Genomic DNA, 12199 nt, shown 5'->3' with positions numbered 1-12199 from the left:
GGCAATGTGAAACGGAAATTGATTCTGTTAGCAGTTACAATTGTTTTTCTTGCAGGTTTCGGTGCACTTTTGCATTCACCGCCTTCTATGATTGATGCAGTCACAGGAGCAACACCGAAGTCAAAAAAGGCGGCTCAAGCCTCCGCACAGTTGGAAGGCTCTTATGTTCTCGGTATTAATATGATGTCAGATGGTCTCGACAACGAGAACACCCGGAATAAATTAAAAGAATTGGCACTGGACGATTCGGAAACAAATGAAACAGATCTCATGAAAACGGACATTAGTTTTCGGTTATATGTATCTGAGACGGATTATCCGCTTGTCAGTTATGCTAAGAAACTCTGTGACAGGTTGAAACAGGCCGGCTTTTTCGTAGATCTGAAAGAGTACAGTAACACAATGATGCTATCAAGAGTGGTAAGTGGAAAGTATGATGTATTCCTGGCATCGGATGATTTTATTGACGTTACAACGCTAACACAGATGGACTATATGATCATGGACAGCGAAGAAATGAGGTGAGCGGGAATTTATGAGAAAATGGAATACGATTTTGTCTGTTTTAATGCTTCTCATTTTTATGATTCATGGAATCATGGGCAGCTTTATGCTGAACGGAGTTGGAAGTAGTGCAGGGAAACTTCTTGCATGGATTGGTGTTGGTATTCTTGTTGTGCATACGGTGATTGGTGTCATCCTGACAGTTCAGAGTTTACAGACAGCGAAGCAATCAGGAAAAATGTATCTGAAACAAAACGTCATATTTTGGGCGAGACGAGCCAGTGGGATGGCAATACTGATTCTGCTGTTATTCCATATTGGCTTGTTTGGAAAGGTGCAGAATGGGACATATATTTTGTTCCCTTTTACAACTGTAAAGATGGTAACTCAGCTTTTGTTCGTAGCGGCAATCTTTGTCCATATTTTTATCAATATCCGCCCATTGCTCGTATCACTGGGAATCATCAGTTATAAAGAACGAAGGAGTGATATTTATTTGATCCTTTCGGTGCTTCTTTTTTTTATAGCGGGAGCGGTTATTTTATATTATATTGGGTGGCAATATCTATGAGTAAGACAATTATTATTATAGGTGCTGGACTGGCAGGACTTTCAGCGGCTTTGCAGGCAGCGGAAAATGGATGCAATGTAAAACTGGTTTCCTCCCTTCCGTCAGAGCGGGCACAGTCTGTTATGGCGGAGGGCGGTATCAACGCAGCTTTGAATACAAAAGATGAAAACGACAGTCCCGAAGAACATTTTACAGATACAATAAAGGCAGCATGTGGTCTGGCAGATCCAAATGCAGTTTGGGGAATGACACAGGCAGCACCGGAGCTGGTGCACTGGCTGCTAAAACTTGGAGTTAAATTTAACATGAGTGGCTATGATGATGTGGATCTGCGGAATTTTGGCGGGCAGAAAAAGAAACGGACTGCTTTTGCACAGAGCGATACCGGGAAGCAGATCATGACAGCTATGATAGACGCTGTTCGCAGGAAAGAAGCATCTGGTATGGTAGAACGGTTCAGCCATCATTCTTTCCTAACACTTCGTCTGTGTGGCAATATTTGTTGTGGCTGCGTAATCAGGGATGAATACAGTCAGGAGACTGTGGAATTACCGGGGGATGCGGTTATTGTTGCCTCCGGTGGTATGCACGGATTGTTTGGGAATACAACAGGTTCGCTGTCCAATACGGGAGAAGTAACCGCAGAATTGTTCCGGCTTGGTGTTCCTCTGGCAAATGGTGAAATGATCCAGTATCATCCGACTACTGTGGAATGCGGCGGGAAACGTATGCTTATCAGCGAGGCAGCTAGAGGGGAAGGCGGCAGGCTGTTTGCTCTCAGAAACAATCAGCCGTGGTATTTCATGGAGGAAAAATACCCGGAGCTTGGAAATCTGATGCCCCGTGATATTACCGCCAGAGAAATATGGAAGGTCAGCCATGAATCCGAGGTATTTCTTGATATGACGGAAATATCGAAGGAGATCATTTCAAATAAGCTGTCTGGCTTAGCAGATGACTGCATAAGGATATCCGGAAGGAACCGGTGCCTGTTTTGCCAGGAATCCACTACTTCATGGGTGGTATTCTTGTGGATGAACAGCACAGAACGTCGATTCAGAATCTTTATGCTGCCGGGGAATGCTGTGCCCAATATCATGGTGCAAACCGTCTGGGTGGTAATTCCCTGTTGGGCGCATTGTACGGAGGACGTGTTGCGGCAAAGTCAGCCTGCGAACAAGCTGACGGCGTAGTTTTATCTTGTGCGGCGCAGATAGATATTCCACCAGTGCAGGAAATTGTGGGAACAAAGCAATTAAATCAGGCTATGCAGGATTCTCTTGGGGTTGTTAGAAATGGAAATTCCCTGTTAAAAGGGATTCGGAAAGTGCAGGAACTAAAAGGAACTCTGCCGTTGCTTGGTCTTGCAGTTCTCCAAAGCGCCTTTGCCCGAAAAGAAAGCCGGGGAGCGCACTGGCGGGAGGATTATCCTGAATGCAACAACAGGGATTTTCTCAAAACGACGGTGGCACGATTTGACGGAAAGCAGATACAAATTTCCTTTATGTCTGTTCCAGAGAGGCGGTGATTAACTTGGTATATAAAGTACGGATTCGGCGACAAGAGAATCAGAAATCAGACAGTTATTGGCAGGAATTTGAGTTTGACGGAAGCAAAAACAGCTCTGTTGCCAATGTTTTAAAGGAATTGAACAGTAGAACACCTTTGAAAGATAATTCAGGGAATATAGTTACTCCCATCAGCTGGAAATGTAGCTGTATGGTGCGAAAATGTGGGGCTTGCGCCATGCTGATTAACGAACGTCCGAGGCTGGCATGCTCTACATTTCTACATACGTTAAAAGGTTCTACAATCACCTTGGAACCTTTAAGCAAATTTCCGCTTGTAAGAGATTTGATCGTTGACCGGTCAATTCTGTTTGAAAATTTGAAAAAACTGAACCTTTGGCTTGAAAGTGAAGCTTATATGAATCCGTGGACACATGAACCGAGATACCAGTCGGCACGCTGTCTGATGTGTGGCTGCTGCCTTGAAGTGTGTCCTAACTTCTCTGCAAATGGGACTTTCGCAGGCGCTGTTGCTGCAGTCAACGCATTTCGGATTCTGAATGAAGAACAGGAAATAAGCCATCGGAATGAGGTTTCAACTCAATATAAGGAAAATTATTTTGAGGGATGCGGGAAATCATTAGCTTGCCATAACATTTGCCCGATTGGTCTGCCTGTCGAAGAATTGATCGTGAGGTCAAATTCGGTAGCTATTTGGGGAAGACAGTGAGTATCAAAACGCTGATTAAAAAAAACATGATTAACCTACATCTATGGTTTTACCAAAAATAGAGACATATCCTTTGTTTCGGTGTGGTAGCGGTTTTATTATGGACTGGATTCCGTCAAGGATGAATTTGATGCTTCCCTGAGAGAGTATATCCAGTCGGAAGAATATGTCTCAGCAAAGCAGCAGAAGAGATATTGATCAAATTATGTCAATGTCTCTTTTTTTATGGAAGAAACAGGCTGATCAGAAATATGCAAAAGAGTAGCCTATTTTAATTATTTAACGAAAGGCGAACAGGGGTGTTCACAAGGGTGTGCACCGTTAAATTGTATCAATTTCGTGGTCGCAACGAAACCTTGCTGTTGTGGATATTATATGAATATATTTTGCGCTAGAATAATTATTGGGTATATGTTAAAATATAAAGAACATATATTCGAACGTTTATCAAGGTGGTGTATAGCATTGACAAAGTCAGAGAAACTACGAAAAATTCAGGAAATATTGGAATTAAAGAATCCACAAGAGAATCTGTATGCAGATCTGTTAAAGACAATAGGAGATTTGAAAACAAATTATGGGGATTACATGATTACGGAGCCGATTGACTGTAATGAGGAACTGAAACGTGTTCCGGGAGCGGATTATGAACTTTGTACGGCGTTGCTGACAATGCTGCTGAGAGAAGATCATTTTTCCAATGGTTCTTTTGAACGGAGATTTGCTGACGGGCAGGTGCTTCCTGTTCTGGTGAGGATGAAGGATGTTTTGAGTGCAGGAGTGTGATTTTATGAAAGTCGGGGATACTGCATATATTGTGGAATCAAACAGGTATGTGAGAGAAGTGGAGATCCGCAGGTGTTCCGGCGGGATGTTCCTGGTACGTTTTACAGATACGGGCGGCGGAATACAGGTGAAGGCTCACAGGCTGTTTGCAACGAGGGAAGAAGCTGAAAAGAGTATTGAGAAGGCACCAGAGACAAAGAGGGTGCGTGGGAATCCGTATGACCGATGGTATTGAACGGATGATAAAGTAAATAAATGATCAGGGGAAACCTGTTGCTGTTTGCGGAGAAATCTGTGGATGGCAGCGGGTTTATTTTTTTGTCCGGAAAGTCAAAAAATCAGGGACCAGGACTCCTTGGAACAGTAGGAGGTGGTTTTTGGCTATGGGAAAAATTGAACTGATCGATACCGGCAGACTGACGGAGAAACAGGCCAGGATAAACATGGAAAAGTGTGCAGAGTTTCTGGCAAGAATGATCCAGAAGTACGGGGATGTGGTTCTGGGGGAGATTGAGGAGAGAAATGCACAGCTGCAGGGGAAGTGATCGAGTGTGCCGGTGGTCTTTTGGGGCTGCCGGTCTTTTTGCGCTAGGGAAACCGCATAGGAGAAGGTGGATTTTGGGGCAGTTTTTTTGGTCGTTCTGCGAGTTGGCACAGACTGGTGATTCCGATATATTTTATGTACGGCAACCGTATGACGATGGGCAACCGAAATGAGGTGAAGATTTGAGAAAGAAATGTTACATATATACCCGTGTTTCTACGGCAATGCAGGTGGACGGCTACAGTCTGGAGGCACAGAAAGAAAGGCTGATGAAGTTTGCGGAGTTCCAGGAAATGGAAGTGGTCAGGGAATACTGTGATGCTGGTAAATCCGGAAAGAGTATTACGGGCAGGCCGGAGTTTCAGAGGATGTTGCAGGATGTGTCTGAGGAACGTGACGGAGTGGCATTTATTCTGGTGTTTAAGCTGTCACGTTTTGGAAGGAATGCGGCGGATGTTTTAAATTCCCTGCAGTTTATCCAAGATTATGGTGTGAATCTGATCTGTGTGGAAGACGGAATTGATTCCTCTAAGGATTCCGGCAAGCTGACCATCACGGTGCTGTCGGCAGTGGCTGAGATTGAAAGGGAGAATATCCTGGTCCAGACAATGGAAGGAAGAAAGCAGAAGGCCAGAGAGGGAAAATGGAATGGCGGACAGGCTCCTTTCGGATATGATCTGGATTCCAAGAATAGCACTCTGGTGGTGAATGAGGAAGAAGCGGAGATTGTGCGGATTATTTATGACAAGTTTGTGCATACGGATATGGGGGCAGATGCTATCTGTAATTATCTGAACCAGAGAGGTTATACGAAGAAAAAGGTCAGGGGGCATGAGCTGAACTATTTTGCCAGAGGACTGATCATGAAGATTTTGGATAATCCGGTTTATACTGGGAAGATTGCTTACGGGAAGAATGTTACGGAGAAGGTGAAGGGAACGAGGGATGAATACCGGCGTGTGAAGACTGATGATTACCTGCTGGCAGATGGACTGCATGAAGCGATTGTGGATGAAGAGACGTGGGAGGCGGCGAGAGAGAAAAGGAAGAGGACAGGGGTTAAGTGGAATAAGACACATAGTCTTGAACATGAGCATATTTTGTCGGGACTTTTGAAATGTCCGGTGTGTGGTGCTGGAATGGCAGGAACTGTGAGGAGAAGGAAGAATAAGAAATCTGGTGAATATAAGGATGACTTCTATTATAGATGTCAGCACAGGAGAAAGATTGATGAGGAACATTTCTGTGATTTTAAGCCATCACTGAATCAGAATGAGATCAATGCAGAGGTGGAGTGGTTCATCAGAGGGATGATTGCTGATGAAAGGTTTCATGAGTATATTGGAGAAAGATTGCAGGAAAAGGTGGATGTCTCGAATCTGGAAGAGGAACGGAATCAGCTGAAGGGACAGTTACAGCAGGTTGTCGGGGCGAAGAATAAACTGCTTGTGATGCTGGATACTTTGGATGCTGGCGATAAGCATTATGCAAGGAAGTTCCAGGACATGCAGGACCGTCTGGATAATCTTTACGACAGGATTTCTGGTTTTGAGAATGAGATTGCCGATGTGGAGGAAAAGATTAAGGCAGCGTATGGAAGACAAATTGGTGAAAAACAACTGTACCAAATCCTGCAAAAGTTTGATATACTGTATGCAGAAATGTCAGATATTGAAAAAAAGGAATTTATGCAGTTGTTTATTGATGCAATTGAGTTATACCCGGAAAAGATGGATGATGGGCGCATCATCAGGTAGATTGATCTGGCATTTCCGGTGTATTATGAAGGTTTTGAAGGCGAAGCAATTCGGTTGCTCAACGAAAACACAGTCGAGACGGTATGTTTATTGTCCAAACTCCACGAAGCGAAGCATCATGTGAATGTGAGACTTGACATGGACGAGATGGATTTAACGGCGGCTGAGAGCAAGGCTACTTATGAGGAGATAAAGAAGTATGTTGCAGAGTATAATGATGGGATGAAGGTATCTAATCTGTATATTGCACAGGTGAAGAGAAAGTGTGGAATTGAATTAGCGGAGAATTTTAATATTCCTAGGTCAGAGGGAGCAAAGCAACCACAATGTCCGAAGGAGAAAGAAGAGGCAATTATTGGGGCACTGAAAGCATTTCAGATGATTTAAAATCACAAAGAGGAGTGAATTACATGATGTATAATCCACAACTTGATACATTTATCTGCGTTGTAGAAGCTGGAAGTTTTAGTAAAGCGGCAGAAGAATTATATATAAGTGCACCTGCGGTTATTAAACAGATAAATTCTTTGGAAAACAGCTTAAATTTGCAATTATTTGAAAGAACACACAGAGGTCTTATTATTACGGAAGCTGGTAAATCGCTCTATCAGGATGCAAAATATCTGATTCAATATTCAAAAGAATCGTTGATACGGGCGCAGGAAGCAATGAATCATAATGAAGAAATCATTCGTGTTGGAATATCTCCGATGACGCCACCGGAAGTTTTTGTGGAACTTTGGCCTAAGATACAGAAAATATATCCGGAGATGAAGTTTAAATTGATTACATTTGAAAATACACCAGAGAATGCAAGAGAGATACTGGCTAATATGGGAAAGAATATTGATGTGATAGCTGGAATCTTTGATGAAACAATGCTTGAACTCAGAGGCTGTGATGGCACTGAGATTTCAAGAGAACCATTTTGTGTGGCGGTATCAATTCATCACAGGCTGGCAAAAAAAGAAAAAATAACACTTGATGATCTGGCTGGAGAAAATCTTATGCTCATGCGAAGAGGATGGAGTTATTATGGCGATATGCTAAGGGATGATATGATGAAAAATCATCCTGAAATCAATATTGTAGACTTTAATCTGTACAATGTAGAAGCATTTAACCGATGCGAAAACAATAATGAGGTATTACTGGCATTCAAGAGCTGGGAAAGTGTTCATCCACTGATCAGAATCATTCCAGTAGAGTGGGATTATACTATGCCGTTTGGAATTCTTCATTCGAAAAAACCGTCCATTAAGGTTAAGCGGCTGATAAATGCTATTAACAAGGTAAAATAAAAATTGAATACATGCGAGTAGAAACCTAAAGGTTAATACTGAATAACAAAACGAGACTTCTAATGGAGTCTCGTTTTGTTATACTTTAGCTGAAGTGAAAATGGAGGATACTATATGCAGATAAAGAGGATAGCTCTTGGAGGAATCATCATGACTGTTATCATGTTCAGTGGGTGTAGCACAATAGTCCAGAACCTGGCAATCGGGGAAGAAAAAACGCAGGAAACAGGAAAAACAGAGCAAGAGAGCGTGACAGAGAAGGATATCAATATGAATGAAAAAGAAAGTTTTAATGCAGAGAGTAATATAAATGATGTTATCCATGATTCAGCTTTCGATGATTATGGCAGACTCATATTTCCGGTAGATATGGAAATAGAGGACAATCTGAAATTAAAAGACGTCAGCTCTATTTTGCCGTGGTACAGCGAAGTCAACACCGATAAAACAGTAGAAATCGTAAATTATATGAAAAATCAGGCAATGAATGGTGAGCAGATTTTTTATCCAATATACAGTGAAGAAGAAATGCAGGCAGATGCGGATAAAAAGGATACAGGTTTATTGTTCTTTCGGGGAAATGCAGGAGCAAAAACAACGATTATCAATGCAGGAGGAGGCTTTGTATATGTAGCCGGAATACATGATAGCTTTCCTCATGCCTTAGAATTGTCAAAGAAAGGCTATAATGCATTTGCTCTTATTTATCGTCCGGGAGCACAGACTGCCTGTGAGGATCTTGCCAGAGCAATTGCGTTTTTACATGAAAATGCAAAGAAACTACAGATTGATATGACGGATTATTCTCTCTGGGGTGGCTCAGCAGGAGCAAGGATGGCGGCCTGGCTTGGTTCTTATGGAACAGCTTACTTTGGAGAAAAAGAATATCCTGCACCGGCTGCGGTGATTATGCAGTATACAGGACTTTCCCAGGTGACAGGAATGGAGCCGCCAACCTATGCCTGTGTCGGAACAAGTGACGGAATTGCATCATACAGAAGTATGGAAAATTATATTTCCCAGATACAACAAAATGGCCCAAATACAGAAATAGAAGTATTTAAAGGCCTTTCTCATGGATTTGGATTGGGAGAGGGGACTGTAGCAGAAGGATGGATTGATCGTGCAATATCTTTCTGGGAAGACAATATGAATGCTTTAGATAAGAGGTAGGATATGAAAAATAAACGATTTACAGCAAAAATATTGATAGATATAGGAATGACGATATGTTTGCTTCTTCTTATGCCATATAGTCTGCTCAGCGAGACTGCACATGAGTGGATTGGTATGGCGATGCTTGTGCTTTTTATTTCACATTACATACTGAATCATAAATGGGTGACCTCTGTAAGGAAAGGAAAATATAATGCGTTCAGAGTGATACAGATAGTACTGGTTATCATCATGCTTATTCTTATAATGGGTTCCATGATAAGTGGAATATTATTGTCAAATCACATATTTAAATGGATAAAGATTTCCGGAACATATATGACAGCCAGACAGATACATATGTTTTGCGCATACTGGGGACTGGTGGTGATGTCATTACATCTCGGATTTCATTGGAATATAGCGGTAGCAATGGCAGGACGATTATGGGAACATCCATCCGTCATCAGAACATGGGCAGCAAGATCTGTCGCAACCACAATTGCAGGTTATGGTTTATATGCATTTTACAGGAGACAGATAGGAGATTATCTGATTATGAGGATGCATTTTGTATTTTATGATTATGAAAAGGGGATCTTTCCTTTTCTGCTGGATTATCTGGCAGTAATGATGTTGATAGCATTTATTGGATATTATAGTGGAGTGTTTCTAAAGAAAACAGGTAAGAGAAAACGAAAAGGTTCATACTGAAAGAAGGTGGTGTATTTATGGAAAAGCGGAAATTAGTACTTACAATTATTGGAGTTGTTATTTTAGCAATGGTAATCATGGTATATATCTACTTTTCAAAACCCGGCAGGGATGAAAAGAAGAATCAACAAACAATAAACCAGGTACAGACCGTACAGCAGAAGACAGATGAGAAAAAAGAAAATACAGAAAAAAATACATCCGGAGATGAATTGGAAAATGTTACGCCGGGAAGCGAAGAATACCAGGGCTTCCTCCTGGATAATGTTCTTCATTCTCCAAATGAAGGGGACATTCATTACAATGTATATATTCCGGATGCATATGACGGGACAAAGGAATATGCACTATATGTAACATTACCCGGATATCAGGGATTATATTTTCAGGGCGTGGGAGAAAATATCCGGACAGAAGATTTTGGATTTGAAGCACAGAAGTATATTACCGATATGATTATTGTAGCTCCACAGTTAAATGACTGGGGACAGACATCAGCAGATCAGACAATTGAACTGACACAGTATTTTCTGACGCATTATATTATTAATCCATCGAAAGTATATATTAATGGTTATTCCGGAGGAGGAGAAACCCTGTCACTGGTATTGGCAAAGCAGCCGGAATTATATACAGCGGCACTTATGTGCAGCTCTCAGTGGGATGGTGCATATGAGCCGGTTGTGGAGATGAAAACGCCGGTATATTTTGTGATTGGCGAAAGCGACGAATACTATGGATCAGAACCTTTTAAAGAGGCATACCAGCAGATACATGAGCTTTACAAAGAACAGGGATTACCGGAATCAGAGATTGATAAACTGGTGGTACTGGATGTAAAAGATAAAGATTACTTTGAAGGAACACCGGTCACTTATCAGCATGGCGGTGGCTATCTGTTTTGTCGTGACAAAGAAATTATGGGATGGCTGTTCAATCAGTAAGAACCAGAATAAACCGAAAGGTTAAGACTGAAAAACTTATCGAAACTTCTCAAAGGAATCTATCAGTATTAGAGTATGAATGTAAGATGAATGAAAGAAAACAAGGAGGATACGACAATGGAATATATTTCATTAAATAATGGTGTAAAAATGCCAATACTGGGATATGGCGTATATCAAGTAACAAAAGAGGAATGTGAAAGATGTGTGCTTGATGCTTTAAAAGTTGGATACCGGGCGATTGATACAGCACAGAGTTATTTTAATGAGGAAGAGGTTGGGAATGCAATCCAAAAGTCAGGCATTCCAAGAGAAGAAATCTTCCTTACAACAAAGGTGTGGGTCGAACATTATGGATATGAAGAAGCAAAGAAATCAGTTCTTGAATCCATGAAAAAGTTAAAGACAGATTATCTGGATCTGGTATTGCTTCACCAGCCATTTTCAGATGCTTACGGTGCTTACCATGCATTGGAAGATCTGTACGATGAGGGAAAAATCAGAGCAATCGGAATTTCCAACTTTTATGTAGACAGAATGGTTGATTTTGCATCCTTCAACCGTATTAAACCTATGGTAAATCAGGTGGAAACCCACATCTTCAATCAGCAGAAAGAGATGAAGGAATGGGCAGACAAATATGATATCCGGTTAGAAGCATGGGCACCATTCGGTGAGGGCAGAGGAGGCACCTTTGAGAATCCTGTCATCGCAGAGATTGCAGAAAAATATCAGAAGACTCCGGCACAGGTTATGCTTCGCTGGCATATTCAGAGAGGGGTAGTGGTTATTCCGAAATCAACACACATTGAGAGAATGGAAGAAAACTTTAATGTTTTTGATTTTACACTTTCTGATGAAGATATGAAGACTATTGCAGAACTGGACAAGAAGACAAGCTCCTTCTTCTCGCATCAGGATCCGAATATGGTGGAATGGTTCGTGAAGATGGTTGAGGAAAGAAAAAAGAATAATGACAGTTCAAAAGAAAAAAAGAACTGGTAAGCATAAGAGGAAAAATCAATGAAAGTATTACTTGTCAATGGCAGTCCACACAAAAATGGCTGTACTTATACAGCTCTTTGTGAAGTATCCAGTGCATTAAACGAAAATGGCATAAGTACAGATATTTTTTGGATTGGAAACAAGCCGATTTCAGGGTGTATTGCCTGCAGAAAATGTCAGGAAAAAAATAAATGCATCCTGGATGATATCGTGAATGAATTTCTGGAAATAGCAGGGGATTATGACGGATTCGTATTTGGAACTCCGGTACACTGGGGTGGTGCAGGCGGTGCAATCACATCCTTTATGGACAGAGTCTTTTATGCCGATTTAAACGGTGGCGGCGACAGATTCCGCCTGAAACCTGCCGCTGTGGTAATTTCAGCAAGAAGGGCCGGAACAACGGCCACATGGGACCAGGTAAATAAATATTTTGGTCTGATGCAGATGCCGATCATTACATCGAGATATTGGAATATGGTACATGGGACGAATCCGGATGAAGTAAAACAGGATCTCGAAGGAATGCAGGTTATGCAGATCCTTGGAAACAATATGGCATATTTCATTAACTGTAAAAATGTTGCGACAAAAATGGGAATTGAAATGCCAAAGGCACCGGATTTTGTATTTACCAATTTCATCCGATAGAAATTAGCGTGACAAACATTTTATACGAC

The 12199-nt window shown here is 41.6% G+C and carries 13 protein-coding genes and 2 pseudogenes; all 15 read left to right on the top strand.

What is annotated here, in order from left to right:
• Nucleotides 1-6: 6 nt before the first annotated feature.
• Nucleotides 7-525 carry a DUF6921 family protein gene (locus NQ489_RS11865; RefSeq protein ID WP_021650478.1) on the top strand — a complete coding sequence of 173 codons (519 nt, stop codon included), beginning with the start codon at nucleotides 7-9 and terminating at the stop codon, nucleotides 523-525.
• A 10-nt stretch (nucleotides 526-535) separates the two neighbouring features.
• The gene (locus NQ489_RS11860; protein WP_021650479.1) at nucleotides 536-1075 is read left to right on the top strand and encodes a hypothetical protein; all 540 of its coding nucleotides are present in this window, start codon (nucleotides 536-538) and stop codon (nucleotides 1073-1075) included.
• Nucleotides 1072-2603: pseudogene (locus NQ489_RS11855) on the top strand (FAD-binding protein). Before NQ489_RS11860 ends, NQ489_RS11855 begins: the two are co-directional and overlap by 4 nt.
• Nucleotides 2600-3313: a succinate dehydrogenase/fumarate reductase iron-sulfur subunit gene (locus tag NQ489_RS11850; protein ID WP_021650482.1), complete on the top strand. Its 714-nt coding sequence runs from the start codon at nucleotides 2600-2602 to the stop codon at nucleotides 3311-3313. The pseudogene NQ489_RS11855 and the gene NQ489_RS11850 overlap by 4 nt, the downstream one beginning before the upstream one ends.
• A gap of 465 nt (nucleotides 3314-3778) precedes the next feature.
• Nucleotides 3779-4099 carry a DUF6508 domain-containing protein gene (locus NQ489_RS11845; protein ID WP_044960788.1) on the top strand — a complete coding sequence of 107 codons (321 nt, stop codon included), beginning with the start codon at nucleotides 3779-3781 and terminating at the stop codon, nucleotides 4097-4099.
• 4 nt (nucleotides 4100-4103) lie between these two features.
• Complete coding sequence (locus NQ489_RS11840; RefSeq protein ID WP_021650484.1) at nucleotides 4104-4334, top strand: hypothetical protein; 231 nt, start codon at nucleotides 4104-4106, stop codon at nucleotides 4332-4334.
• A gap of 148 nt (nucleotides 4335-4482) precedes the next feature.
• Complete coding sequence (locus NQ489_RS11835) at nucleotides 4483-4644, top strand: hypothetical protein (protein ID WP_021650486.1); 162 nt, start codon at nucleotides 4483-4485, stop codon at nucleotides 4642-4644.
• Between the two features lie 223 nt (nucleotides 4645-4867).
• A pseudogene (locus tag NQ489_RS11830) lies at nucleotides 4868-6499 on the top strand (recombinase family protein); the annotation flags it as partial.
• A 39-nt stretch (nucleotides 6500-6538) separates the two neighbouring features.
• On the top strand, nucleotides 6539-6787 hold the full coding sequence (locus NQ489_RS17975; RefSeq protein WP_330364099.1) for a 23S rRNA methyltransferase: 249 nt from the start codon (nucleotides 6539-6541) through the stop codon (nucleotides 6785-6787).
• Entirely contained in the window at nucleotides 6727-7701 is a 975-nt protein-coding gene (locus tag NQ489_RS11825; RefSeq protein WP_330364100.1) for a LysR family transcriptional regulator, read from the top strand. The genes NQ489_RS17975 and NQ489_RS11825 overlap by 61 nt, the downstream gene beginning before the upstream one ends.
• Before the next feature lie 114 nt (nucleotides 7702-7815).
• A complete protein-coding gene (locus tag NQ489_RS11820; RefSeq protein ID WP_021650490.1) occupies nucleotides 7816-8874 on the top strand; it encodes an alpha/beta hydrolase in 1059 nt (352 codons plus the stop codon).
• A gap of 3 nt (nucleotides 8875-8877) precedes the next feature.
• Entirely contained in the window at nucleotides 8878-9570 is a 693-nt protein-coding gene (locus NQ489_RS11815) for a DUF4405 domain-containing protein (RefSeq protein ID WP_021650491.1), read from the top strand.
• A 17-nt stretch (nucleotides 9571-9587) separates the two neighbouring features.
• The gene (locus tag NQ489_RS11810) at nucleotides 9588-10514 is read left to right on the top strand and encodes a prolyl oligopeptidase family serine peptidase (protein WP_021650492.1); all 927 of its coding nucleotides are present in this window, start codon (nucleotides 9588-9590) and stop codon (nucleotides 10512-10514) included.
• Nucleotides 10515-10631: 117 nt separating this feature from the next.
• Nucleotides 10632-11519: an aldo/keto reductase gene (locus tag NQ489_RS11805; RefSeq protein ID WP_015528535.1), complete on the top strand. Its 888-nt coding sequence runs from the start codon at nucleotides 10632-10634 to the stop codon at nucleotides 11517-11519.
• Between the two features lie 18 nt (nucleotides 11520-11537).
• Nucleotides 11538-12170 (top strand): flavodoxin family protein, encoded by a 633-nt coding sequence (locus NQ489_RS11800; RefSeq protein WP_006427000.1) that lies wholly within the window; start codon nucleotides 11538-11540, stop codon nucleotides 12168-12170.
• The last annotated feature ends 29 nt before the right edge of the window (nucleotides 12171-12199 follow it).

Source organism: Blautia sp. KLE_1732_HM_1032 (genome assembly GCF_025147905.1).
Taxonomy (GTDB): domain Bacteria; phylum Bacillota; class Clostridia; order Lachnospirales; family Lachnospiraceae; genus Blautia_A; species Blautia_A fusiformis.
The sequence above is the reverse complement of the archived record's forward strand: the minus strand, read 5'-3'. Positions and strand labels throughout refer to the sequence as shown.